At 70.1% G+C, this 23,984-nt stretch carries 20 protein-coding genes and 1 pseudogene; 10 read left to right on the top strand and 11 right to left on the bottom strand.

The window, feature by feature from the left end; all coding sequences use genetic code 11:
- The first annotated feature begins 214 nt into the window (after positions 1 to 214).
- From AB0E90_RS46120 to AB0E90_RS46110, 3 genes are all read left to right on the top strand, one after another.
- Complete coding sequence (locus AB0E90_RS46120; protein WP_360419055.1) at positions 215 to 364, top strand: hypothetical protein; 150 nt, start codon at positions 215 to 217, stop codon at positions 362 to 364.
- A 158-nt stretch (positions 365 to 522) separates the two neighbouring features.
- On the top strand, positions 523 to 810 hold the full coding sequence (locus AB0E90_RS46115; protein ID WP_360419053.1) for a DUF3040 domain-containing protein: 288 nt from the start codon (positions 523 to 525) through the stop codon (positions 808 to 810).
- A 149-nt stretch (positions 811 to 959) separates the two neighbouring features.
- Positions 960 to 1,331, top strand: coding sequence for a DUF1330 domain-containing protein (locus AB0E90_RS46110; RefSeq protein WP_360419051.1), 372 nt, complete (start codon positions 960 to 962; stop codon positions 1,329 to 1,331).
- Positions 1,332 to 1,357: 26 nt separating this feature from the next.
- Here the strand turns inward: AB0E90_RS46110 and AB0E90_RS46105 are convergent, their stop codons facing one another.
- From AB0E90_RS46105 to AB0E90_RS46070, 8 genes are all read right to left on the bottom strand, one after another.
- Complete coding sequence (locus tag AB0E90_RS46105; protein WP_360419049.1) at positions 1,358 to 2,767, bottom strand: NADH-quinone oxidoreductase subunit N; 1,410 nt, start codon at positions 2,765 to 2,767, stop codon at positions 1,358 to 1,360.
- Entirely contained in the window at positions 2,764 to 4,272 is a 1,509-nt protein-coding gene (locus AB0E90_RS46100; protein WP_360419088.1) for an NADH-quinone oxidoreductase subunit M, read from the bottom strand. Before AB0E90_RS46100 ends, AB0E90_RS46105 begins: the two co-directional genes overlap by 4 nt.
- A gap of 2 nt (positions 4,273 to 4,274) precedes the next feature.
- Positions 4,275 to 6,200: a proton-conducting transporter membrane subunit gene (locus tag AB0E90_RS46095; RefSeq protein ID WP_360419047.1), complete on the bottom strand. Its 1,926-nt coding sequence runs from the start codon at positions 6,198 to 6,200 to the stop codon at positions 4,275 to 4,277.
- Entirely contained in the window at positions 6,197 to 6,502 is a 306-nt protein-coding gene (locus AB0E90_RS46090; protein WP_360419045.1) for an NADH-quinone oxidoreductase subunit K, read from the bottom strand. Before AB0E90_RS46090 ends, AB0E90_RS46095 begins: the two co-directional genes overlap by 4 nt.
- Positions 6,503 to 6,587: 85 nt before the next feature.
- Complete coding sequence (locus AB0E90_RS46085; protein ID WP_360419043.1) at positions 6,588 to 7,124, bottom strand: NADH-quinone oxidoreductase subunit J; 537 nt, start codon at positions 7,122 to 7,124, stop codon at positions 6,588 to 6,590.
- 1 nt (position 7,125) lies between these two features.
- Complete coding sequence (locus AB0E90_RS46080; RefSeq protein ID WP_360419041.1) at positions 7,126 to 8,049, bottom strand: NADH-quinone oxidoreductase subunit H; 924 nt, start codon at positions 8,047 to 8,049, stop codon at positions 7,126 to 7,128.
- Positions 8,049 to 9,203, bottom strand: a complete 1,155-nt coding sequence (locus AB0E90_RS46075; RefSeq protein ID WP_360419039.1) for a hypothetical protein — start codon at positions 9,201 to 9,203, stop codon at positions 8,049 to 8,051. The genes AB0E90_RS46080 and AB0E90_RS46075 overlap by 1 nt, the downstream gene beginning before the upstream one ends.
- Positions 9,200 to 9,523 carry an NADH-quinone oxidoreductase subunit A gene (locus AB0E90_RS46070; RefSeq protein WP_360419086.1) on the bottom strand — a complete coding sequence of 108 codons (324 nt, stop codon included), beginning with the start codon at positions 9,521 to 9,523 and terminating at the stop codon, positions 9,200 to 9,202. The genes AB0E90_RS46075 and AB0E90_RS46070 overlap by 4 nt, the downstream gene beginning before the upstream one ends.
- A 212-nt stretch (positions 9,524 to 9,735) precedes the next feature.
- Between AB0E90_RS46070 and AB0E90_RS46065 the strand changes: the two genes are divergently transcribed.
- A complete protein-coding gene (locus AB0E90_RS46065; protein WP_360419037.1) occupies positions 9,736 to 11,040 on the top strand; it encodes an NAD(P)/FAD-dependent oxidoreductase in 1,305 nt (434 codons plus the stop codon).
- A 10-nt stretch (positions 11,041 to 11,050) separates the two neighbouring features.
- Complete coding sequence (locus AB0E90_RS46060; RefSeq protein WP_360419035.1) at positions 11,051 to 12,103, top strand: glucose 1-dehydrogenase; 1,053 nt, start codon at positions 11,051 to 11,053, stop codon at positions 12,101 to 12,103.
- 64 nt (positions 12,104 to 12,167) lie between these two features.
- On the opposite strand, the gene gnd is transcribed toward AB0E90_RS46060, so the two are convergent.
- Positions 12,168 to 13,253, bottom strand: a complete 1,086-nt coding sequence (gnd, locus tag AB0E90_RS46055) for a phosphogluconate dehydrogenase (NAD(+)-dependent, decarboxylating) (RefSeq protein ID WP_360419033.1) — start codon at positions 13,251 to 13,253, stop codon at positions 12,168 to 12,170.
- A gap of 118 nt (positions 13,254 to 13,371) precedes the next feature.
- Between gnd and AB0E90_RS46050 the strand changes: the two genes are divergently transcribed.
- The gene (locus tag AB0E90_RS46050; RefSeq protein ID WP_360419031.1) at positions 13,372 to 15,183 is read left to right on the top strand and encodes a glycoside hydrolase family 15 protein; all 1,812 of its coding nucleotides are present in this window, start codon (positions 13,372 to 13,374) and stop codon (positions 15,181 to 15,183) included.
- Between the two features lie 38 nt (positions 15,184 to 15,221).
- Here AB0E90_RS46050 and AB0E90_RS46045 read toward each other — a convergent pair whose 3' ends face one another.
- Both AB0E90_RS46045 and AB0E90_RS46040 read right to left on the bottom strand, forming a co-directional pair.
- Positions 15,222 to 15,446, bottom strand: coding sequence for a hypothetical protein (locus tag AB0E90_RS46045; protein ID WP_360419090.1), 225 nt, complete (start codon positions 15,444 to 15,446; stop codon positions 15,222 to 15,224).
- 161 nt (positions 15,447 to 15,607) lie between these two features.
- Positions 15,608 to 15,703: pseudogene (locus tag AB0E90_RS46040) on the bottom strand (hemerythrin domain-containing protein); the annotation flags it as partial.
- 587 nt (positions 15,704 to 16,290) lie between these two features.
- Here AB0E90_RS46040 and AB0E90_RS46035 point away from each other — a divergent pair.
- The 4 genes from AB0E90_RS46035 to AB0E90_RS46020 all read left to right on the top strand — a co-directional run bounded on the left by AB0E90_RS46035 (position 16,291) and on the right by AB0E90_RS46020 (position 23,902).
- A complete protein-coding gene (locus AB0E90_RS46035) occupies positions 16,291 to 17,844 on the top strand; it encodes a SigB/SigF/SigG family RNA polymerase sigma factor (RefSeq protein WP_360419029.1) in 1,554 nt (517 codons plus the stop codon).
- Between the two features lie 147 nt (positions 17,845 to 17,991).
- Positions 17,992 to 19,755, top strand: coding sequence for a thiamine pyrophosphate-dependent enzyme (locus AB0E90_RS46030; protein ID WP_360419027.1), 1,764 nt, complete (start codon positions 17,992 to 17,994; stop codon positions 19,753 to 19,755).
- Positions 19,752 to 22,835 (top strand): FAD-linked oxidase C-terminal domain-containing protein, encoded by a 3,084-nt coding sequence (locus AB0E90_RS46025; RefSeq protein WP_360419025.1) that lies wholly within the window; start codon positions 19,752 to 19,754, stop codon positions 22,833 to 22,835. The genes AB0E90_RS46030 and AB0E90_RS46025 overlap by 4 nt, the downstream gene beginning before the upstream one ends.
- A complete protein-coding gene (locus AB0E90_RS46020; RefSeq protein WP_360419023.1) occupies positions 22,823 to 23,902 on the top strand; it encodes an enolase C-terminal domain-like protein in 1,080 nt (359 codons plus the stop codon). Before AB0E90_RS46025 ends, AB0E90_RS46020 begins: the two co-directional genes overlap by 13 nt.
- Positions 23,903 to 23,984 lie beyond the last annotated feature (82 nt).

Genomic DNA, 23,984 nt, shown 5'->3' with positions numbered 1-23,984 from the left:
GAGGCCGCCGGCTCCGCTGCGATCGTGTGGGAACGATCGAAAGCACCGGCGGCGCGACGTGTGACAGTCTCTGCACGCCTGCGTGACAGTTTGCGGACGATCGGCGTGACGTGACATCGCACCAGGGCCAGGGCTGTTACGAATCGTTCGAACGGCTCGCAACTCACAGGATTTGGCGAACCGGCAAATTTCGGACGCCAAGGGGGCGTGGTACATGGGTGCGTTGATCGCGTGCGTAGCGGGACTGGGTGCGGCGACCGCTGCGGTCGGGGCGGTCTATTCGCGGGGTTGGCTGATCCTGTTCGGCGGCTTCACGCTTCTCGTCGGCGCCTTGGCGGTGTCGTCGACCCGTCCGCCGGGCTGATTGCGGCGGCGCCGAAACGCGGTCTTCCGGACAGCGGCGCAGATGTCATGGAACTGTCATAGGACGGCCCGCCGCAATGCCGGACACTCGGGGTAAGTCAGTGCTTCGAGGCTCGCGTCGGGGACGACGCGGCGATTCGCGATGGGCGGTGACCCCAAGTGTCTCCCAGAGATACGCGACGAGAATTCGACGAGATCGTCGGTCGGCTGACCAAGCAGGACCCCTCCCTTGCCAGGCCGGTGCATGTCATTCCGAGGCGTCTCGCGGTGACCTTGTTGGTCGTCGGTGGCACCCTGATCTGGGCCGGGTTGTCAGTTCTGATGGTGATTTGGGGCGCCGTGGGTGTCGCGATCACTGGCCTGGCTGCCGCAGTGGCCATCGCTGTCGGAATCGCTGTTCACCGCAGAAGTTCGCGGGCGGCGCCGGGTCCCCCCGGTCGAGAGTGATTCCGGCGGCAGGCGTGTCGGGAAACGTGGTCGGCGCTCTGAACGAGGTCGACTGGACGGACGTATTCCGTACGCACGCATGTGCTCGTGGCGTCCGGACGTGCGGATAGGATCCGGTCTCGGGTACGGACGATCGAGGGGGTATCGGTATGGCCGTCGATCCGCGCGGCGAAGATCTCAAGGAATTCGTCCGGGCCGACCCCGGCGGCCCCGTCGTCATGCTCAATCTGCTGCGCTTCGCCGCCGGCGGCCGCGAGTCCTATGCGCGTTACGCGCAGGCGCTGCGGGAGACCTTCATGCCTCGCTACGGCGCCGAGGTCCTGTACGCCGGCGACGGCGATCAAGCGCTCGTGGCGGAAGAGGGCCAGCAGTGGGACGCCGTGCTGCTCGTGCGCTATCCGAGCCGTGCCGCGTTCAGCCGCATGGTGGCCGACCCGGAGTATCAGGAGGTGACCGCGCTCCGGACCGCCGCCCTGCGCGAGGCGGTGCTGCAACCGACCCGGGCCTGGCCCGCTTCCTGAACCGCCGTGACCATCGTCGCGTCGACTCAGCGGATGACGGCGTGGCCGACGGCGTCGACCACTGGGCCGGCGCCGAGACCGAGCGCCACTGCCGCGGCCGCGGCGGTCACCGCCACCACGGTCGCCGGCCTTGCCCGGTCCTGTTCGCAGACCAGGTGGCCGGACCTGCCGGTGAAGGCCGGCCGGAGCCAGCGCAGGTAGTAGAACAAACTTGCCGCCGTGTTGGCGACGGCCAGCACGACCAGCCAGCCCATTCCGCCGTCCCAGGCGGCGCTGAAGACGGTGAGCTTGCCGACGAATACGGCGGTCGGAGGTGTGCCGACCAGGCCGAGCAGGCAGATGACGAGAGCGGCGGTCAGCCAGGGCTGTCGCCGGGCGAGCGCCCGGTAGTCGTCCAGGGTCGGCCGATGGGGCAGCGCGGCGACGACGGCGAACGCGCCGATGTTGGTGACCGCGTAGCCGGCCAGGTAGGCGAGCAGTGCGGGCAGCGCGCGGTCGGTGCTGGCGGCGACGGCGACGGCCATGAGCAGGTACCCCACCTGGCTGATGGTGGAGTAGGCCAGCAGCCGCTGCGGAACCGACTGGGCGAACGCGGCCAGATTTCCCAGGGTCATGGTGACGGCCGAGACGATCGCCAGAAGGACCGGCCAGCCAGTGTCCACCGGGATGACGGTCAGGACGCGGTAGGCGGCGATGAGAGCGCCGATCTTCGGTACGGTGGTCAGTAGTGCCGCCGCCCCGGTGGTGGCGCCCTGCACCGCGTCGGGCACCCAGAAGTGCATCGGCACGGCACCGGCTTTGAACAGCAGCCCGGCGAGCAGCGCCACCACGCCGACGGCTACGACGCCGGTCGGTGCCGCCGGAAGCCCGCCGATCAGTTCGTCGTAGCGGGTGACACCGGCACCCGCGTACAGCAGGCTGATGCCCGCCAGCATGATGACACCGGCGAGGGCGCCCATCAGGTAGAGCTTCAGCGCCGCCTCCGCACCCCCGGTGTCGCGGCCCCAGCCGGCGAGCCCGTACAGGGGGATGGTGGCCAACAGGTACGCCACGGCGAGCACGAGCAGGTCGGACGCGCCGGACAGCAGCACCGCGCCGAGCGACGCGAGTAGTGCGAGGACGTAGAACTCGCTTTGCCGACGGTCGCCCGCCACCCTGGTGGAGGCGAGCGCGATGATCAGCAGCGTGGCCGCGGGCACCACGATGCGCGCGGTGGAGGTGGCCGTGTCGATGGCGTACGAGTGGTCGTAGACCGTCTCGGCGGATCCCGCCGCGGCCACCGCACCGGCGATCAGGGAGCCGGCCAGCGCCGACGCGGCGACCCACCCGGCGACCGACTGCCGGCCGCGGGGCAGGAACGAACCGCACAGCAGTGCCGTGACCGCGCCCAGGAGCAACAGTAGTTCCGGCAACAGCGCAAGAGGTTTCTCGTTCACCGCGCCACCAGCTCCACGACGGTACGGGCGGCTGGTTCGATGATGTCGAGCAACAGCCGGGGGAAGATGCCGATCAGCACCGACAGCGCCAGCAGGGGTGCGATCGCGGCGATCTCGGCGCCACCCGCGTCGGCCGCTGAGGACAGGGCATGCTTCGACGGTCCCAGAAACAGCCGGTGCAAGGCCCACAGGAACAGCGCCGCGGTGATCAGAATGCCCGGCAGCGCCAGGCCGGCGCCAACCGGCACGGTGGCGAAGCTGCCCGTGAAGATCTGGAACTCGGCGATAAAACCGCTGAAGGCGGGCAGGCCGAGGGAACCGAACGCGGCCACGGCGGTCAGCGTGGCGAAGCGTGGCGTGTCGGCGGCCAGTCCGCCGTAGGCGCCCATCTCGTACGTGCCGCCGCGGTCCAGCAGCACCCCGGCGAGAAGGAACAGGGCCCCGGTGAGCAGGCCGTGGCTGACCATCTGGGTGACCGCCCCGGTGACCGCCCCGGTGACCGCAACGGCGCGGGCCGGTGCGTCACCGCCGCTGATCATGCCGGCGGCGCCGACGGCGAGCACGATGTAGCCCATGTGGTTGACCGACGTGTAGGCGATCATGCGTTTGAAGCTCGTCTGGCCGAGGGCGGCCAAGGCGCCGTAGAGGGCGCTCAGCACACCGACGACCACGGCCACGATCGCGTAGTGCCGCCACTGCTCGGGCAGCATCGGCATGGCGATGCGGACAAAGCCGTAGGCACCCATCTTGAGCAGCACAGCGGCGAGCACGGCGGAACCGGCCGCCGGGGCGTCGGTGTGTGCAGGCGGCAGCCAGGTATGGAACGGGAACGTGGGCGTCTTGATGGCCAGGCCGACGGCGATGGCGAGGAGCACCAGGGCGCCGGTGGCGCCGCTGCCCGCGAGGGGGTTCTGGCGGGTCAGCGCCACCATGTCGAAGGTGTGTGGAGCCGCGGCCAGGAAGAGGCCGATGAATCCCACCAGCAGGGCCAGCGAGCCGACGAAGGTGTAGAGGAAGAACTTCAGCGCGGATCGGGCGGCCTGGGCGCCGTGTCCCCAGCCGGCGATGACGGCGTACATGCCGACGATGGACAGGTCGAAGAAGACGAAGAAGATGATCAGGTCGAGTGCGCTGAACAGGCCGAGGCAGGTGGTTTCGAGAGCCAGGAAGAGGGCGGCGAACTGGCGCGCGCGCTCGCCGTGGCGTAGCGAGTAGACCGCACAGGCGCAGAACACGACCGTTGTCAGAGCCAGTAGCGGCAGCGACAGGCCGTCCACACCGAGGTGGTAGCCCGCTCCGGCACCGGGGATCCAGGCGCGGTTGACCTCGTACGCGATGCCGGCGCCACCGTCGGTGGTGTACCGGATCCACAGCGCGGCAACGGCCGCGATCTCGGCGGCGCTCACCCCTACCCAGGCCCAGCGCACTACCCGGTCGGGCAGCCCTCGCCAAAGCAGGAGCACGAGCGCGGCACCCGCCGGCGCGAACACGAACAGCGAAAGCATCCTCACCTCGTCAGGATCAGCAGCAGGACGGCGGCGGCGAGCGCGACAACGGCCTGGGCGTAGTACTGGTGCAGTTGCCCGGTCTGAGGGCGACGCGCACTGTCGCCGAGGCGCCGGACTCCGGCGGCGACGCGGGTGACGATGCCGTCCACATCGGCGTCGTCGAACCGCGCCACACCGGCCGCCGTACGCCGGCCGATCCGCGCCAGCGACGTCCCCGCGCGATCCAGGACGTCATCGTCGAAATGCGCCAGGGCTGTCGCGGTGCGCCGGCCCGCCGGGGCCAGTGAAGTCACTACCCGGTCGAGCACCTCGTCGTCGAAGCGTGCCACCATCCGGGCGAGGCCCAGCACCGGGCGGACCACCGCGCGGTCCGCGGCGGTGGCCAGGCCGAGCCAGCCGCGGGCCCACGCCGGCTCCGGCAGCCGCGGGGCCAGCACCACCGCGGCGACCAGCACCACGGCGGCCAGGGCGCCGGACAGCACCATCTCCGATGTCGTCGGCGCCGGTCCTCCTGGCGTGCCGGTGAGCCGGGCGAAGGCATCTCCGACCGGGGGCAGGGCGAGCAGCTCCAGGCCGGCGGCGCCGGCCGCCAGCGCGACCAGCGGCGCCTCCTGCCAGCGGTTGACTCGTCGGGTGCCCTGTTCCTCCGTGTCGTAGCCACTGTCCCGGCCGGCCGGCAGCGGGCGCAGCAACAGACCGAGGGCCTTGCCGGCGTATCCCGCGGACAGCACCGCACCCAGCAGCGCAACGATGTACAGGGACAGCGACTGTTGCCTGGCCGCGGCGAGGACCTCGTCCTTGGTGGCCCACAACGCCAGCGGTGGCACCCCGGCCAGACCCACCGCGCCGACCGCGAAGGTGGCGCCGACCAGGCGGTAGCGGCGCCCGGCGCCGCGAAGTGCCTCCATCTGGCGGGTGCCCAGCGCGGTGAGCCACGCCCCGGCGGCCAGGAACAGCAATGCCTTGGTGGCGGCGTGACCGATCAGATGAGCCGTACCACCGGCCACCCCCGTCGTGGCGGCGCCGAGGATGACGAACCCGAGTTGTGCGGCCGTCGAGGCGGCCAGCAGCTGCTTGAGGTCGGACTGCCCGATCGCCACGACACCGAGCACGACCGCGGTCAGCGCACCGGTCCAGGCGGCCGTGGTCGCGGCCCAGCCGGTGGCGGCCAGCAGCGGATGCAGCCGCAGCAGCAGGTAACCGCCCATGGCCACCATGGCGGCCGAGTGCAGCAAGGCGCTGACCGGGCTCGGGCCGAGCATCGCCTTGGACAACCAGAAGGAGAACGGCAGCTGGGCGGCCTTACCGAAGGCGGCGGCGAGCACCCCGGCAGCGACGACGTGCCGCCACGGTGCGGACAACTCGGCCAGCCGGTCCAGGCTCAGGCCGGGGCCGGCCGTAAGCGCGGCACCGGCGGCGAGATACAGCCCGAGATCGCCGAGGCGGGTGGTGAGGAACGCCGTCGTGCCGGCGGCGACACGTTCGCCGTCACGCCACCGGAACGCGATCAGGGCGTACGAGGTGGCGCCCATGATCTCCCACCCGAGCAGCAGCGCAGGCAGTGTCGCCGCGGTCGCGGTGAGCAGCACCGCTGCGACGAACAGCAGCATCAGCCCGGCGAACCGGGCCCGCCCATCGTGCACGTCGCCGACGGCGAACGTCAGCACAAGCAGGGCGACCGCGGCCACCGCCACCACGACCGGCGCTGCGAGGCCGTCCACGGCGATCCCGAAAGTACCTCCGGCAACGAACGCGACGGTCACTGCCGGACGGCCCACCGCGACCGCCACTGCCAGCCCGGACACCACGGCGGCGGTCACCAGAGCTACCGCCGGCGCGACGCGTCCGGTGCGCCGGCCGCCCAGCGCCAGCGATCCGCCTACCGCGCCCGGAACGGCGAACAACAGCCACAGCATCGCGGTCATCCCTGAAGGTCCTTCGCCATGTCGGTCATGTCCGCGTCCTTGGCCCGGAACAGCAGGGTGGTGACGGCGAAGCCCATCGCCATCTCGACGGTCATCGCGGCGAGCACCACCAGCACGAGGACCTGCCCGTCGGGACGCGCCGGGGCCACGAAGTACCAGAAGGCCGCCCCGGCGACGACCATTGCGTTGATCATCAATTCGAGGCCCATCATCACCATCACCACGGCCTGCTGGCTCAGCGCGCCGAACAGCCCGACCGCGAACAGCGCGGCCGCCAGCAGCAGGAACATCTGCAGATTCATGGCTGAGCCGCCCTCGTCATGCCCTTCCGACCCGCACCTGCGGCGCCGCTGCCCGGCGTGAGCGGGCGCCGTCCGGTGCAGTGCGTCATGACTGTTGCCCGTCCGTCAGGGCTGCCGGGGTGTCACGGTCGTAACGACCCCGTCCGGTGGCCAGCACGAGCGCGGAGACGATGGTGGCGAACAGGACCGCCGAGACGATCATCATCACCAGCATCTTCGAGCCCATCAGCGCCTGACCCAGCGCACGTGTCGGATCGGCCGGCGGCTCCCCGCGGCGCTGCGGCCACGGCGCGAACACGGCGCCGGCGGCGAGCAACAAGAACACGCCGACCGAGATCGCCACAGCGCCCCGTTTGTTGTGCATCATCGACATCGGCATGAGCCCACCGGGGTTCATCATGTACATGATCATGAAGACGGCCATGATTCCCATCTCCATGAGCATCATCAGGATCGTGATCACGCCCAGGTACGGCGCGTCGATCAGCAGGATCGCCGCACCGACCGCCACGAAGGAAACGGCCAGGGCGACCGTCGCCCGTGCCATCGAGTTCACTGTGAAGATCGTGATCCCGGCCGCGACCGCCAGAACCGCGAGGACCACGAACGCCGCTGTCCGCATGTCAGCTCCTCTCCACCGCGATGACGGAGACGGCCAGCAGTTGGAGCAGCGTGGCGGGCAGCACCACCAGCCACGCGAGCCGCATCACCCGATCGGCGCGCAGCACCGGCAGCCGCCGACGTACGGCGACCAAAGCCACCAGCACCACCGCCGTCTTCAGTACGCTCCAGCACCAGCCAGGGAGCATGGGGCCTGCGCCGCCGCCGAGGAACAACGCCGTCGCCATGCCGGCCCCGGCGGCCAGCAGCGCGTACCGGCCCGCCGCCAGCACCAGCCGGTCCGGCCCGGAGGGTTCGGCCAGCACCCCGCCGGCGATGTCGCGCCCGGCCGGATAGGCCAGCGGACCCCAGAGACTGAACCCGGCGACCGCGCCGAGGAAGGCCAGGAACGCCACCGGCATCCACACCACGAACCACAACCCGTGCTGGCGGGCGACGACGTCACTGATCCGCAGGCTGCCGGCGGCCACCGCCGGGGCGGTCAGCGCGAACATCAACGGCAATTCGTACGCCAGCGCCTGCGCCAGGAACCGGTAGCCGCCGATCAGAGCGTGGACGCTGTTCGCACCCCAGCCGGCCACCCACACGATCAACCACAGCGCCACGTCCAGAGTGTTGAACCACACCACACCGACCAGCGGATCGGCTGCGGCAGTCGCACCGGCCGGAATGATCGCCGCCATCAGCAGGGCGATGACCAGCGGGGCGGCCGTGCCGCCGCGCCACAGCAACGCATCCGGTGCCACCGTGCTGCGCCGCCGCTGACGCAACAGCCGAGCCGTTTCCCACACCGGGCGGCCCGCTCGGCGTCCGAGACCGACCGTCCGGGTCGTCGGATCCAGGACGCCGTCCACGACCGACCCGGCCGCCGCGAACGACAGCAGCACACCGGCCGCTACCACGGCACTGCACACCGCCGCACCCATCAGTCGTCCACCTGAGCCGATGTGACCGCGAGCAGCTCGTCGGGGTCCGGATCGAAACTGGCCAGGACGAGCCGGGCGGCGGCGACGTCCACTCCGGCCATGAGGTGCTGGGCAGCCTCCAGGAGCGCGGCCGACGCCGGCCGGTCACCGGCGCGTCGTCCCCGTGGTCCTTCCTCGTCGACGGCAGCATCTGGTTGCAGGAGCCGCTCGGCTTCGGCCAGCCAGCACTGCCACCGTGCGGTCACGTCACCGCCGTTCGCCACGGACCGTGCCGCCGGACCGCTCACACCGGCCTGCCGGACCAGGTCGTCGGTGAGGACACCGAGCCCGTCCGTCGCCCACCGCAGCGTGCGCGCGCGCCGCACCCGCCGTCCGGTCCGGGAAAGCTCCTCCCGCAGCTCGCGGGTCGAACCGTCCGCCAACACACCGTCCCGGAGCCGGCGTACCCGTTCGGCCATGCCCGGCCAGCCCGCCACCGCGAGCAGCCGTCCCAGCGAATCCAGGTGTGCGGCGGCATGGCGGTGCCGGCGCTGCGCACCCGCATCGGCATCCCAGAACGGCACCGACGACGACCCTGCCGGGGGCATCACCCTGGCCTCAGCCCGCTGGACCAAGTCACCCTGCAGAGTCAGGTCCACCACCAGGCCGGCCGGCCAATCCGCCAGCACCGGCCCCCACGGGACCTGGAGGACGTCCAGCTTGAGTCCGTCACGGTCCGGACCGCGGTCAGCCATCATGAGGCCGGCGGGCATCTGCATGCCGCCATCGCCGTGGCCACCCTTGTCGTTGCCCATCGCCGGATCCGTGGGCCGCCATTCATCACGCCGTTGCGCGGCCTCCCGCACCTGCTGTTCGTCGCCGAGGTGCAGCACGGCGACGGCCAGAGCCTGCCGTGCCTGGTCCGCGGAGAGGATCTGTGCCCGAGCCCGCGGACCGGGCAGCTGCCGCCACACGTTCTCGATCGCGGCGCTCAGGTCGTCGCCGGGCTCACCGACGACAATCAGCACATCGGCGTCCGCCGCACTGACCGCGACGACGCCCCCGAGTGCCGCCAGTTCGCGCTCGACGGCGAGCCGTGCCGCTGTGGCAGCGGGTGCCACGGCCAGGATCGCGTGGGGCCGGCGCGTCGCCCACCGCGCCAATCGCGCACTCATGACCATCGCAGCGCGCCCTCCCGCCACGCGTACATCACGCCGCTCATCAGGACGCCGAGGAAAGCGAACATCTCGATCACGGCCTTGGCTCCGACCTGCGCGACGACCAGCGCCCACGGGTACATGAACAGCATTTCGACGTCGAAGGCCAGGAACAGCATCGTGAGTGCGTACCAGCGCACGTGGAAGCGGGAGACCGCGTGCTGCGCCGGGCGCGCCCCGGACAGGAAGGGCGCGGCGCGTAGCGGGTCGGCGGCGACTGCGGTGAGCCGATGCACCAGGAACAGGACGACCACGACCGAGACCGCCACACCCGCCATGGCCACTACGACTTCGAGAGCCTGCACCCGCGCCCGCCTTCCGGTCCGCCGCTCGTCACGGCCGAAGATCGGTCGTGCGGGCAACCGCCGTACCCACTCGGCATCCCGCTAATCGGTATCCGGACGACACATGGGCTGAGCACAACCGTTTCTCCGGCCGTCGATGGGGTAGGCGAGGCGGTATTCAGCGGAACGGAAGATCGGGGCACGGAATGACGCGTGCGCGCATCGTGATCGTCGGCGGTGGGTTTGCCGGTTACCAGGCGGCCCGAACGGTGCTGCGCAAGGCGCGCGGCGCCGCGGAGGTCGTGCTTCTCAATCCCACCGACTACTTTCTGTACCTGCCGCTGCTGCCGGAGGTGGCCGGTGGGGTGATCGATCCTCGCCGGGTGACCGTGCCGCTCACCGGCACCCTGCCCGGGATGCGGCTCGTGCTGGGCCAGGCGGACGGCGTGGACGTCGATGCCCGGACGGTGTCCTGGACCGGCCCGGAAGGCGAGCACGGCACGCTCGGTTACCACCGGCTGGTGCTCGCCGCCGGCAGTGTCAACAAACTGCTACCCATCCCCGGTGTCGCGGACCACGCCCACGGATTCCGCGGAATCCCCGAAGCGTTGCACCTGCGTGATCACGTGATCCGCCAGATCGAGCTGGCCGATGCGGCCGACGATCCGGCCGAGCGCGCCGCGCGGCTGACGTTCGTGGTGGTCGGCGCGGGTTACACGGGTACGGAGGTGGCCGCCCAGATCCAGCTGCTGTCGCACGACGTGCTGAGGCGGCATCCGAGGCTCGCCGGCGTCCGGCCGCGGTGGCTGCTGCTGGACACCGCGAAGCAGGTGCTGCCCGGCATGGACGAACGGATGTCGGCCACGGCCGAGCGGGTGCTGCGCGACCGTGGGATCGAAGTGCATATGGGCACGTCAGTGTCCGAGGCGACCGGCACGGGCGTCAAGCTCACCGACGGGCGCTTCGTGGAGTCGCGCACGCTGGTCTGGTGCGTCGGTGTGAGCCCCGACCCGTTCGCGCAGAGCACCGGTCTTCCGCTGAGCAAAGGGCGGCTGCAGGTCGACGAGTACCTGTCGGTGCCCGGACACCCCGAGATCCTCGCCTGCGGTGACGCGGCGGGAGTCCCCGACCCGGCTCACCCCGGGCAACTGACGCCGATGACCGCCCAGCACGCCGTACGCCAGGGCAAGCTTGCCGGGCACAACATCGCGGCCTCGTACGGGGTGGGACGGCGCCGGCCGTACCGTCATCGTGATCTGGGTTTTGTCGTCGACCTCGGTGGCTGGCAGGCGGCGGCCAACCCGCTGCACGTACCGCTGTCGGGGCCGGCGGCGCGGGCCGTCACCCGGGGCTACCACCTGACCGCCCTGCCCGCGAACCGCTTCCGCACCGCCGCGGACTGGCTGTTCACTGCCGCCGGGTCGCGTCCCGCGGTGCAGTTGGGCCTGGTGCCCGGTCCCGCCGTGCCGCTGGACACCGACGCCCCCGAACTCGTCCACCCGTCGCACTGAGGAGGGCCCCATGCGGGCGTTGACCATTCAACCGTCGGCGGCGAACTCGGCGGAAATCCGTGACGTGCCCGACGCCGAGGCAGGCGCGGGCGAGATGCTGGTCGAAGGGCTGGCGCTCGGCATCTGCGGCACCGACCGGGAGATCGTGGCCGGGGATTACGGGTGGGCGCCGCCCGGCCGGGACCGGCTGGTGCTGGGTCATGAGTCGCTGGGCCGGGTGCGCACGGCGCCGGCGGACAGCAGTTTCGCCCCCGGTGACCTGGTCGTCGGGGTGGTCCGCCGCCCGGACCCGGAGCCTTGCGGAGCCTGCGCCCACAACGAGTTCGACATGTGCCGCAACGGCAAGTACACCGAGCGGGGCATCAAGGAGATCGACGGGTACGGGAGTCAGCTGTGGACCGTCGAGACGGACTACGCCGTCAAGCTGGACCCGCGGCTGGAGTCCGTCGGCGTGCTGATGGAGCCGACGACCGTGGTGGCTAAGGCCTGGGAACAGGTAGAGAAAGTGGGCTCCCGATCGTGGTTCGAACCGAAGACGGTTTTGATCACCGGTGCCGGACCGATCGGCTTGCTGGCGGCGCTGCTCGGCGTGCAGCGCGGGCTGGACGTGCATGTGCTCGACCTCGCCACCGAGGGCCCGAAATCGGAGGCGGTGAGGGCACTCGGCGCGCAGTACCACTCGGCCGGTATCGGGAGCGTCGCCGCGCGGGCGAAGCCGGACGTGATCATCGAGGCCACCGGGGTGTCGAATGTGGTCTTCGAGGCGATGGCGAGCACTGCGTCGTACGGGATCGTCTGCCTGACCGGGGTTTCGCCGGTCGGCCACAAGATCGCGGTGGACGTGGGTTCCGCCAACCGCGACATGGTCCTGGAGAACGACGTCGTCGTGGGCTCGGTGAACGCCAATCTGAGTCACTACGCCGCCGCGGCGGACGCGCTGGCGAAGGCCGACGCTGACTGGCTGTCCCGGCTGATCACCCGGCGGGTGCCGTTCGAACGTTTCGCCGAGGCCCTGGAGGCGCGCTCCGACGACATCAAGGTGGTCCTCGACCTGACAGCCTGAGCGGCGTGCTTCATCCCGGCCTCGGCAGGGTCCGGCGTGGTTGGCTTCGTCGCCGGGTGGTAGGTCAGCCGGCTGGTTTCTCGGCGTGGCCGCCGAATTGCTGGCGCATGGCTGAGAGAGTTTGGCCGGCGAAGTGGTCGAGGCCGCGGGAGCTGAACCGCGAGGTGAGCGCGGTCAGCAGTACCGGTGCGGGCACGCCTTCCTCGATGGCGGCGATGGCGGTCCAGCGGCCCTCGCCGGAGTCGGACACCCGGCCGGAGTACTCGTGCAAGTCCGGTGACTCGACCAGAGCAGCGGCGGTGAGGTCGAGCAGCCAGGAAGATATGACGCTGCCGCGGCGCCAGACCTCGGCAACGGCGGGGATGTCGAGGTTGTACTGGTAGTACTCCGGGTGGGTCAGAGGGGCGGTCTCGGCGTCGGCCTGCTGGGTGGTGCTGCCGATGCCGGCGTTGCGCAGGATGTTGAGGCCTTCGGCGTAAGCGGCCATGATGCCGTACTCGATGCCGTTGTGGATCATCTTGACGAAGTGTCCGGCGCCGGCGGGACCGCAGTGCAGGTAGCCGTGTTCGGCCTCGGCGGGCTCGGCATCACGTCCGGGAGTGCGCGGGGCGGCCTCGACGCCGGGTGCGATGGCGGCGAACAAAGGCGCCAGTCGCTGTACTGTCGGGGTGTCGCCACCGATCATGAGGCAGTAGCCACGGTCGCGGCCCCAGACGCCGCCGCTGGTGCCGACGTCAAGATAGTGGATGTCCTTCGTGGCGAGAGTCGCTGCGCGGCTGATGTCGTCGCGATAGTAGGAGTTTCCCCCGTCGATGATCGTGTCGCCGGGTGCGAACCGGTCGGCCAGGGCGGAGACGACCTGCTCCGTCGGGTTTCCGGCGGGCACCATGACCCAAACCGCCCGAGGTTGCTGCAGTTCGCTGATCATGTCGTCCAGTGAATGGCAGCCGACGGCACCGTCGGCGGCCAGTTCGGCGACGGCGTCGGGATCGGTGTCGAACACGACACAGTTGTGGCCGGCGGCCATCAACCGGCGTACGAGATTGGCGCCCATTCGCCCGAGCCCGACCATTCCCAATTGCATGGTGTGATCCCATCGATCGGCGTGGGTTCTGCGTTCCCTTCGCATTTCCCGGGACCGGGATCCCAAACGCCGAGTAGCGCCGTTTGGCGCCCGGCGGTCGGGGTAGCGCTTCTGACCGAGGGCGAGACGGGTTGCAGCATGGGGAGTGTGGGCCTCGCCGGGACCTGAACTGAGGAGCTTGGACGTGCCCGGACGTATCGAGGACTACGCCCTCATCGGTGATCTGCAGACCGCCGCCCTGGTGGGTCGCGACGGCGCCATCGACTGGCTCTGTCTACCCCGCTTCGATTCGCCGGCCTGTTTCGCTGCCCTGCTCAGCGACGACAGCGCCGGGCGCTGGTGGGTCGGGCCGGCCGCCGGAGGCAACGCCACCCGGCGCCGTTACCGCGACGACACGCTGGTGCTCGAAACCGAGTGGGACACCCCGGAGGGCACCGTCCGGGTGGTCGACTGCATGCCGCCGCGCGGTGAGGCAGCCGATGTCGTACGGATTGTGGAGGGCGTCTCGGGCGCCGTACCGATGCGCACAGAATTGTCGCTGCGCTTCGACTACGGCCGGATCGTGCCGTGGGTACGCCGGCAGGGGCCGGATCTCGGCGCGGTTGCCGGCCCGGACGCGGTCTGGCTGCGCACCGAGGTGCCGTTGCATGGCGACCACCGCCGTACGGTCGGTGAGTTCACCGTCCGGGCGGGGCAGAAGGTGCCGTTCGTCCTGACCTATCAACACTCTCACCTGGGCCGGCCCGACCCGGTCGACGCGTACCGGGCGGTGGCGGAGACGCAGCGGTACTGGCGGCAGTGGATCGAACGGTGCGACTACGACGGGCGGTGGCCGGAGGCGGTCAAGCGGGCGCTGCTCACGCTGAAGGCTCTCACGTACGCCCCGACCGGCGGCATCCTCGCCGCGGCGACCACGTCGCTGCCGGAGCAACTCGGCGGTCCCCGAAACTGGGACTACCGGTACTGCTGGCTACGAGACGCCACCTTCACTCTGCAGGCGCTGCTGGGCACCGGCTATGCCGCCGAGGCAAAGGCCTGGCGGGAGTGGCTGCTGCGAGCTGTGGCCGGTGACCCCGCCGATCTGCAGATCATGTACAGCCTGGACGGCACCCGCCGGCTGCCGGAGTTCACCCTGGATTGGCTTCGCGGCTACGAACGGTCTACCCCGGTCCGGATCGGCAACGCCGCCGCCGGCCAGATGCAGCTGGACGTGTGGGGCGAGGTGCTGGACAGCCTGCACCTGTCGCGCGAGGCCGGCATCGCGGCTACCGACGCCGGCTGGGACCTGCAACGGGCACTGCTGGACTTCCTGGAGGGGAACTGGCGCCGGCCGGACAACAGCCTCTGGGAGGTCCGCGGCTCGCGGCGGCAATTCGTGCACTCCAAAGTCATGGCCTGGGCCGGCTTCGACCGGGCTGTCACCGCGGTGCGACGCCACGGCCTCGACGGCCCGGCCGACCGATGGTCCGCACTGCGCGACGAAATCCATGCCGAGGTCTGCGCGAAGGGCTACGACGCCGACCGCAACACCTTCACCCAGTCGTACGGTTCCCCCGGGCTGGACGCCGCCCTGCTGCTCATCCCGCGCGTCGGCTTCCTGCCCGCCGACGACCCGCGCGTCGTCGGCACGGTCGAGGCCGTGCGACGGGAGTTGTGCCAGGACGGGTTCGTGCTGCGCTACCGCCCGGACCACGACAACGTCGATGGGTTGCCCGGTGCCGAGGGGGCGTTCCTGGCGTGCAGCTTCTGGCTCGTCGACGCGTTGCACGGCATCGGCCGCCGGGCCGAAGCCGAGCAGATGTTCGAGCAGTTGCTGCGGCTGCGCAATGACGTGGGCCTGCTGTCGGAGGAGTACGACCCGGTGTCGCGGCGACAGCTCGGCAACACGCCACAGGCGTTCAGTCTTGTCGGGCTGGTCAACTCCGCGCGCCAGCTCAGCGGCACCCCCACGCAGACCACCGCCGACTCCGGTGACCAGCACACACGCCGGGGGTGAGATCTTGTCGGCATCGATGGCCGGAGCGGTGGAACGGGTCAGCTGTCGTGCGACTCACGCCAGCGGCTGACCGCCTCACGCACCTTGTCGAAAAGCGCTACCGGCGGTCCGGCCAGCATGTTCGTCACCGGATGCACTCCTGCCTGCGGGTGCGGGTGGCTCGGCGCGACGGCCTCGGCCGCTCGGACGGCGCCGGCCATCCAGATTCGCTTGGCCGGGTCCACGCCGGCGCGTAAGGCCGGGAACTCCTCCCGTTCCTCCATTTCGGCGTGGTGCAGCACGGCTGTTTCCAGTGCCGCGAACCGGTCTCGAAGTGAGGCGCGTCGGGGCCCATGTCGTGCAGCTCGCCCAGAAGGACCTTGGCGTCCTCCTCGAGCAGTAAAGCTTGGATCACCGCATCGTCCGCATGGTGACGAGCCGCGGGATGCACAATCTGTTCCTCGGCGCTCTCATGCACCGCCAGCAGCCGGACGAGGTCTTGGAAGGCCTGTTCCCGATGCTCTCCGGCGGTGCTCTTCACTGCCGCCAACAACGTCCTGATCTCTTGATGCTGGCTGATCAGCAGATCGATCACGTCCTGCTCGTGTGCTTTTCGGTCATCGCTGGTACCTCCCGCGCTGTCACCGAGCCCTTTTCTATCGAAACGACTCGGGCGTACCCGGAAGCCGATCGAGGTAATCGTCGCAGCTGGTAGCTAGTTGGGAGTGCACCACACGTGCGGATGGTCCCGCTGATTCGGGCCGCAGCGGTCATCGGCGCCCGGAGCAGGCGAGTCGCCGAAAATATTACTGAAGACCGGTGTTTGGCGCGGCAATGGCGGGGAATCCGGCCGCAACTCGCACGCGGCGTCAATACGACGGCGCCAGGGTCCCTGAGCCCACCTGACGGGCGAGCAGAGCGGAACCGACGGCATTCCCTGACGCTGAATCCCAGGTCAAGAGGCCAGCCGGTCAGTCCCGCGCTCTCTTTGCGTTCGCTCCGACCCGCTTCGGCAGCAATGGCGGGCGTCGGAGCTGCACCCGGCGATGCCTTTTGGGGGGACTTGTGACACTTCATCATGCTGTCGATGCGTTTCCCGTGCCGGTCCGCCGATCGGCTGGATCCGGGATGGGCGACACGGAGTTGGCCACGGCCGCGCTCTTCGCCACGATGGACGATCCCGCTACCGGGCCGGCCGACCGGGATGGGCTCCGGGCCCGGATCATCGAGCTGAATCTTCCGTTCGCCGCGCGTTTGGCGCATCGGTACCGCAATCGCGGGCAGGACGTCGACGACCTTGAGCAGGTCGCCGCACTCGCCTTGGTCAAGGCGGTGGACGGCTTCGATCCGCGACGAGGAAGTCCGTTCTTCGGTTACCTGATTCCCACGGTCGTGGGGGAGGTCAAGCGGCATTTCCGGGACAAAGGCTGGACCATGCATGTCTCTCGCGGTCTGCAGGAACGACACCTCGAATTCGTGCGGGCTCGCGCATCGCTGATGCAGCAACTGCGGCGCACGCCGACTGTCGGCGACCTCGCGGCCGCCCTGGAGATCACTCAGGAAGAGGTCCTGGCGACCTGGGCGGCCGGGAATGCCTATGACGTCGACTCCTTGAACAGCGGGGTGTCGGCCGTCGCCGACGCCGTCGAACGCCAGGACCTGGTCGGTGCCGACGACCCGGATCTGATCTCGGCGTGCGACCGGCTTGCACTGCGTGAGCTTCTGCGGCGGCTGCCCGAGCGTGAGCACTTCGTCGTCACTCAGTACTTCTTCGGTGACGCCACTCAGGAGCAGATCGCCGGTGCCATAGGTATGTCGCAGATGAACGTCTCGCGCCTGCTACGACGAACCCTGCAGTCACTGCGCCGGCAGCTCGACGGCGAGACGGACGACCGCCCCGCCGTCGTTACACCAGCGGGAATCAGCATCTATGTGAAAGGGCAGCGGGCAGTCGTCACCATCGCAGGTGACATTGACGCCGGCGCCGCCGCGCAGTTGCGCGACGTCCTGGTCGACACGGCAGTCCAGGAGCGGCCCCGGCATCTGGTCGTCGATCTGCGCGGCGCCGGCGCTGCCGGCGCCGAAACGGTCCGGGCCCTGGTCGACGGCTACCGTGCCGGGGGGCACACAGGCACGACGCTCGCTGTATTCAACGTTCCGGCGGAGCTGTTCCGGCTGCTCACCCACCTGGGCGTGACACGGCTGTTCTGCTGCCGGCCGGCCGGGCAAGCATCCCTTCCCGCCATGTCTGTCACCGAAGCCGAGCCGGCCACGGCCGCCGTAGCCTGCCGGGCTGCCGCGGGGCTGGCCGGTGAACCAGCGCAGTCGGTCTGCCCACCGGCTCCGGCTCCGGCCGACGGCGCGAAGACTCGAGTGCTGGGCTGGCCCACCTCGCGGTGGCGGGAACCAGATCCGGTGCCGTCCGGAAGCCGGTGTAGCGAGGGTGGCCCTCGCCCGCTGGGCGTCGGGTGGCATCCCGCCGACGTATCCGGTGCCGGTTCCGACATCCGCCGGCGACCGGGCGACGATCGGCTCAGCGGTCACCGCCCGGGTTCTGGGCGGCCGCCACCTCGCGCGGGATGTGGTGACGTCCGCGGCAGCCGGCCGGACCGTCCTGGGGGCCGGCGCCATGGCCGACGCCCTGCATGCGATCAGCTCGGTGCCGCCGCGAGATCACCGTGAGCGCCGTCCGTGACGCTCTGGTCGGACAGTGGCATACGGCCGGCCTCAGGTCCCCGGTGCGGCCGTTTGCCGGTGCGGCCGAGGGGTAGGGCGCCGGCGACCCGGTGCGCGAAGGGTGCGGGGTGCGGTGACGGAAGGGACGTGACGATGTCGGAGATTGTGGGCGAGAGCCTGGCGAAGCGGTTGATCGCCTGGGGAGTGGACACCGTGTTCGGGCTGCCGGGCGATGGCATCAACGGGCTGATGGAGGGTTTCCGCCGGCACGCCGATCAGCTCAAATTCATCCTGGTGCACCACGAGGAGGCTGCCGCGTTCATGGCGACCGGCTACGCGAAGGCCACCGGGAGGCTGGGGGTGTGCGCGGCGACGTCGGGGCCGGGGGCGATTCATCTGCTCAACGGGCTGTACGACGCGAAACTCGATCATGTGCCGGTGCTGGCGATCACGGGTATGCAGGAGACGTCGCTGCTGGGTTCGCGTTACCAGCAGGAGGTGCACCTGGACCGGCTGTATCAGGACGTGGCCGAGTACAACCTGATGATCACCAACCCGCAGCAGATGCCGGGCGTGGTGGACCTGGCGATCCGCAACGCGTTGATCAAGAAAACGGTGTCGCACCTGACGTTTCCGAACGACATCCAGGTCGCCGCGGTCGACGAGGATCCGTACCGCCACCCGGCGCCGGGCAGCAAGCCGGTGAGCCTGCCGAACCTGGATCGGCCGCAGCTTCCCCCGGGTGAGCAGGAGCTGCGGGCGGCGGCGGAGGTGCTGAACGCGGCGAAGAAGCCGGCGATCCTGGTCGGCGTCGGTGCGCTGCACGCTCGCGACGAGGTGATCGCGGCGGCGGAGAAGCTGGGTGCACCGGTCGTCAAGACCCTGCCCGGCAAGGCAGTCGTGCCCGACGACCACCCGGTCACGACGGGCGGACTGGGGCTGTTGGGTACGAAGCCCAGCGAGGAGGCGATGGAGGAGTGCGACACCCTGCTGATGGTGGGCACGTCGTTCCCGTACGGGAAGTATCTGCCGGAGCCGGGCAAGGTGCGGGTGGTGCAGATCGACAGTGATCCGACACTGATCGGCCTGCGGCTGCCGGTGGAGGCGCCGATTGCCGCGGACGCGAAGAAGGGCTTGCAGGGTTTGTTGCCGCTGCTGACCGGTGGGGACGGCTCGTTCCTGGCCAAGTATCGCAAGGAGATGGATTCCTGGCGCGCGGACATGACCGCCCTGCAGGACGAGAGCCGCGACCCGATCGCTCCGCAGTACGTGATGGGTGTGATCGATGAGCTCGCCACCGACGACGCGATCCTGACGTGCGACTCCGGCACGATCGCTACCTGGTCCGCGCGCCACTGGACTATCCGCGGGGACCGGCAGTACTTCATCTCCGGAAACCTCGCCACGATGGCGCCGGGCCTGCCGTACTCCATCGGCATCCAGCACGCCTATCCGGGCCGGCAGGTCATCGCGTACGTCGGTGACGGTGGGTTCGCGATGCTGATGGCCGACTTCCTCACCGCGGTGCGGCACGAGCTGCCGATCAAGGTGGTTGTCAACAACAACAACTCGTACGGGCAGATCCTCTGGGAGCAGATCATCCTCGGCTACCCCGAGTATGCGGTGCGGCACCAGCAGCCCGAGGCCGACTTCGCGAGTTGGGCGCGCGGTTGTGGGGCGTACGCGGCGAAGGTGACCAAGCCCGGTGATGTGCGCAGCGCCATCGCCGATGCCCTGGCCCACCCCGGTCCGGCGCTGGTCGACGTGGACGTCAACCCGAACGAGCCGCCGATGCCGGGCAAGGTGAAGTACGACCAGGCGAAGCACTTCACCGAGGCGTTCCTGCGCGGTCAGCCGCACAAGGTCGCGACGGTGGCGACGGTGGTCCGCGACAAGATCAACGAGTTGCGGGCATGACCGCGGTCGACCTGCCCGATCCTGTTCTGCGGATCCCGGACACCGGTGACATCGACGTCGCCGGGCTGGAACGGGACCTGGCGGTCGAGGTGGACGGTGAAGTCCGCTTCGACGCCGGGTCCCGCGGGGCGTACTCGACCGATGGGTCCAACTACCGGCAGGTGCCGATCGGGGTGGTCGTGCCGCGCACGGTAGAGGCCGGCGCCGCCGCGGTCGCGGTCTGCCGCCGCTATGGCGCGCCGATCACCTCCCGTGGCGGCGGCACGAGCCTGGCCGGGGAGTGCACCAACGTCGCGGTGATCATCGACTGGTCGAAGTACTGCCACCGGCTGCTCGAAGTGGACGCGGACAACCGCACCTGCCTGGTCGAGCCGGGCATCGTGCTGGACGTGCTCAACGACCAGCTGAAGGACACGGGCCTGGAGTACGGGCCGGAACCGGCCACGCACAATCACTGCACGCTCGGCGGGATGATCGGCAACAACTCGTGCGGCGCGACGGCGCAGCGCACCGGCAAGGTGGTCGACAACATCGTTGAGCTGGAGGTGCTGCTCTACGACGGCACCCGGATGTGGGTGGGGGAGACCCCGGACGGCGAATACGAACGTATCCAGACCGCCGGTGGCCGCCCAGCCGAGATCTACCGCCAGCTGCGCGCCTTGCGCGACGAGTACCTGGCACAGATTCGCACCCGGTATCCGAATATTCCGCGCCGGGTGTCCGGCTACAACCTCGACAGCCTGCTGCCGGAAAAAAATCTCCACGTCGCCCAGTCCCTGGTGGGCACCGAAGGCACCTGCGTGACGGTGCTGCGGGCCCGGCTCAAGCTCGTGCCGATCGTCAAGGCCCGCACCCTGGCTTTCCTGTCCTATCCCGATATCGCCGCCGCGGCGGACGATGTGCCGAAGATTCTGCCGCACGCCCCGATCGCGCTGGAGGGCATCGATCGCAAGCTGATCGACTTCCAGCAGCGTAAGAACCTCAACCCGGATGCGCTGAAGCTGCTGCCGGAGCGAGGCGCCTACCTGCTGGTGCAGATGGGTGGCGATACCAAGCAGGACGCTGACGCCGCGGCGGATGCGATGCTGGCTGCGCTGGGTAAGAAGCGGGACGAGCCGGATGTCGGCTTCTTCGACGACCCACAGCATGAGAAACAGATGTGGCTGATCCGGGAGTCCGGGCTGGGCGCGACCGCGCGGGTGCCCGGCCTGCCCGACACCTGGCCGGGCTGGGAGGACTCCGCGGTCGATCCGGACGACCTCGGCGATTACCTGCGCGACCTGCAGAGCCTGTACGACGAGTACGGCTACCAGCAGGCGTCGCTGTACGGCCACTTCGGGCAGGGCTGCGTGCATACCCGGATCCCGTTCGACCTGGTCAATGCCGACGGCATCGCGAAGTTCCGGTCCTTCATCGAGCACGCCGCCGACCTGGTGGTGCGTTACGGCGGGTCGTTCTCCGGCGAGCACGGCGACGGGCAGGCCCGCGGCGAGCTGCTGCCGAAGATGTTCGGCGACGACCTCGTTCGCGCGTTCGGGCAGTTCAAGGCGATCTTCGATCCCGGCAACCGGATGAACCCGGGCAAGGTGACCGCTCCGAACCCGCTCGACGGCCAGCTGCGCCTCGGCGTGGACTACAACCACGGCGACGTCGCCACGCACTTCCAATATCCGCACGACGAGGGCAGCTTCGGCCGGGCGGTGCTGCGCTGCGTCGGCGTTGGCCGCTGCCGTCGGCATGAAGGCGGCGTCATGTGTCCGTCGTACATGGCGACCAAGGAGGAGGAACACTCGACCCGGGGCCGGGCCCGGCTGCTGTTCGAGATGCTCGACGGCACGATTCGTGGTGGGGCCATCGCCGACGGCTGGCGGTCCGACGCGGTCAAGGACGCCCTCGATCTGTGCCTGGCCTGCAAGGGCTGCAAGGCCGACTGCCCGGTCAACGTGGACATGGCCACGTACAAGGCCGAGTTCCTGTCACACCACTACGAGGGGCGGCTGCGGCCCCGGACGCACTACTCGATGGGCTGGCTGCCCGTCGCCGCGGCCGCGGTCGCAGCCACCGCTCCCCGGCTGGCGAACGCCCTTTCGCACGCCCCCGGCCTGGCCTGGCTCGCGAAGAAGACCGCCGGGGTGGACACCCGCCGGGAGGTGCCGGTGTTCGCCGACGAAACCTTCCAGCAGTGGTTCGCCCGCCACACCCCCCGAGGCAGCGGCGGACGCGGCGAGGTGGTGCTGTGGCCGGACACGTTCACCAACCACTTCGATCCGGGTATCGCCCGGGCCGCCGTCGAGGTCGTCGAGGACGCCGGCTGGCGGGTCGTCGTACCCGAGCAGAAGGTGTGCTGCGGCCTGACCTGGATCTCCACCGGCCAGCTCGACATGGCCAAACGGGTGCTGATGCGCACTGTCGACGTGCTGCGGCCGCACCTGCGCGCCGGACACCTGATCCTCGGCCTGGAACCCAGCTGCACCGCGGTGTTCCGCAGCGACGCCGAGGAACTCTTCCCCGACGACCAGGACGTGCAGCGCCTGCGGCGACAGACGGTGACCCTGGCCGAACTGCTCACCGCACACACGCCCGGCTGGCAGCCGCCTCAGATCAACCGCACGGCGCACATCCAGACCCACTGCCACCACCACGCGATCATGGGCTACGACGCCGACACCAAGCTGCTGGCCGACGCCGGCGTCGACGCCGAGGTGCTCGACTCCGGCTGCTGCGGGTTGGCCGGCAACTTCGGCTTCGAAGAAGGCCACTACGAAGTCTCCGAGGCCTGCGCCGAACGGGTACTGCTGCCCGCGGTGCGCGACGCCGATCCGAGCGACGTGATCCTGGCCGACGGATTCAGCTGCCGCACTCAGGTGCAACAGAGCGACGCCGGCGGCCGCCGCGGAGTCCACCTGGCCGAACTGCTGCGCGCCGGCCTGGACGGCGACGACGGCCGTGGCGTTCCCGAACGACGCTGGGCCGATCGGCCCGAACCGCCCACGGCGGCGGCGCGGCTGGCGACCACGGCGGCGGTGGCGGGCGCTGCCGTCGTGGCGCTGGGCTGGGGGGTACGCCGATGGTCGCGCTGACCGCGTCGGCCTACACCGTCCCGACCGACGCCCCGGAGGCGGACGGCACGCTGGCCTGGTCCAGCACCACGATCGTGGTCGTGGAAGCGAGCGCCGAGGAGGTCACCGGGCTGGGCTGGACGTACGGACCGCCGGCCGCGGGTCAGGTGGTCACCGGCCTGCTCGCCGGAGTCGTGGAGAAGATCGACCCGGACGACGTGCCGGCCGCCTGGGTGGCGATGCAACGACGCCTGCGCAACGCCGGGCGCCCCGGCATCGGCGGCCTGGCATTGTCGGCCGCCGACAACGCGCTCTGGGACCTCAAAGCCCGCCGCCACGACATGCCGCTGACCCGGCTGCTCGGCACGGTCCGCCCGGTGGTCCCGGTCTACGGCAGCGGCGGGTTCACCACCTACGACGCCGAACGGCAGCATGCTCAACTGGCCGGCTGGGTGCACGACGAGGGCATCCCCCGGGTGAAAATCAAGATCGGCGAGTCGTGGGGCACCGACGTGCCACGCGATCTCGCCCGCATGGCCGCCGCCCGCCGCACGATCGGCGACGCCGAGCTCTACGTCGACGCCAACGGCGCCTACCAGCGCAAACAGGCGATCCGGATGATGCGCGCCGCCGCCGATCTCGACGTGCGCTGGTTCGAGGAGCCGGTCAGCTCCGACGACCTCCAAGGTCTCGGCCAGGTCCGGGACGCCGTCCACCCCGACGTCGCCGCCGGCGAGTACGGCTACGACCTCACGTATTTCGCCCGCATGGCCCCGTACGTGGACTGCCTGCAAGTCGACGTAACCCGCTGCGGCGGGATCACCGAGTTCCGGCGGGCCGCCGCAGTCGCGGCGGCCCACGGCCTCGAGGTATCCGGGCATTGTGCGCCGCACCAGCATCTCGCCGTCGCCGCTGCCACGCCGAACCTACGGCACCTCGAGTGGTTCCACGACCACGTCCGGATCGAGACGATGCTCTTCGACGGGACGGTGAACGCCGACGGGGGATCGGCGGCAGCGGGCGACGCCGGTCCGGGCAACGGGCTGACGTTCCGCCGTACCGATGCCGAGCAGTGGCGCGTCACCTGACACGCGAGGGACCGCGCCACCGCGGGCATCGGGGGAGAGGCGCAAATTACCGGCGGCGGACCTGCTTAGAGCGCCGGTTGGG

Origin of the sequence: Actinoplanes sp. NPDC026619 (assembly GCF_040638295.1) — a bacterium.
Taxonomy (GTDB): Bacteria; Actinomycetota; Actinomycetes; order Mycobacteriales; family Micromonosporaceae; genus Actinoplanes.
Note: the sequence above shows the minus strand (reverse complement) of the source record. Positions and strands in the feature narration are given on the sequence as shown.

What these genes read in the sequence shown, in the direction of transcription:
- AB0E90_RS46120 (WP_360419055.1), top strand. Translation starts at nt 215, where the DNA reads ATGGGTGCGTTGATCGCGTGCGTAGCGGGACTGGGTGCGGCGACCGCT.
- AB0E90_RS46110 (WP_360419051.1), top strand. Translation starts at nt 960, where the DNA reads ATGGCCGTCGATCCGCGCGGCGAAGATCTCAAGGAATTCGTCCGGGCC.
- AB0E90_RS46100 (WP_360419088.1), bottom strand. Translation starts at nt 4,272, where the DNA reads ATGCTTTCGCTGTTCGTGTTCGCGCCGGCGGGTGCCGCGCTCGTGCTC.
- AB0E90_RS46095 (WP_360419047.1), bottom strand. Translation starts at nt 6,200, where the DNA reads ATGACCGCGATGCTGTGGCTGTTGTTCGCCGTTCCGGGCGCGGTAGGC.
- AB0E90_RS46090 (WP_360419045.1), bottom strand. Translation starts at nt 6,502, where the DNA reads ATGAATCTGCAGATGTTCCTGCTGCTGGCGGCCGCGCTGTTCGCGGTC.
- AB0E90_RS46085 (WP_360419043.1), bottom strand. Translation starts at nt 7,124, where the DNA reads ATGCGGACAGCGGCGTTCGTGGTCCTCGCGGTTCTGGCGGTCGCGGCC.
- AB0E90_RS46080 (WP_360419041.1), bottom strand. Translation starts at nt 8,049, where the DNA reads ATGGGTGCGGCGGTGTGCAGTGCCGTGGTAGCGGCCGGTGTGCTGCTG.
- AB0E90_RS46075 (WP_360419039.1), bottom strand. Translation starts at nt 9,203, where the DNA reads ATGAGTGCGCGATTGGCGCGGTGGGCGACGCGCCGGCCCCACGCGATC.
- AB0E90_RS46070 (WP_360419086.1), bottom strand. Translation starts at nt 9,523, where the DNA reads ATGGCGGGTGTGGCGGTCTCGGTCGTGGTCGTCCTGTTCCTGGTGCAT.
- AB0E90_RS46065 (WP_360419037.1), top strand. Translation starts at nt 9,736, where the DNA reads ATGACGCGTGCGCGCATCGTGATCGTCGGCGGTGGGTTTGCCGGTTAC.
- AB0E90_RS46060 (WP_360419035.1), top strand. Translation starts at nt 11,051, where the DNA reads ATGCGGGCGTTGACCATTCAACCGTCGGCGGCGAACTCGGCGGAAATC.
- AB0E90_RS46045 (WP_360419090.1), bottom strand. Translation starts at nt 15,446, where the DNA reads ATGGAGGAACGGGAGGAGTTCCCGGCCTTACGCGCCGGCGTGGACCCG.
- AB0E90_RS46035 (WP_360419029.1), top strand. Translation starts at nt 16,291, where the DNA reads ATGGGCGACACGGAGTTGGCCACGGCCGCGCTCTTCGCCACGATGGAC.
- AB0E90_RS46030 (WP_360419027.1), top strand. Translation starts at nt 17,992, where the DNA reads ATGTCGGAGATTGTGGGCGAGAGCCTGGCGAAGCGGTTGATCGCCTGG.
- AB0E90_RS46025 (WP_360419025.1), top strand. Translation starts at nt 19,752, where the DNA reads ATGACCGCGGTCGACCTGCCCGATCCTGTTCTGCGGATCCCGGACACC.
- AB0E90_RS46020 (WP_360419023.1), top strand. Translation starts at nt 22,823, where the DNA reads ATGGTCGCGCTGACCGCGTCGGCCTACACCGTCCCGACCGACGCCCCG.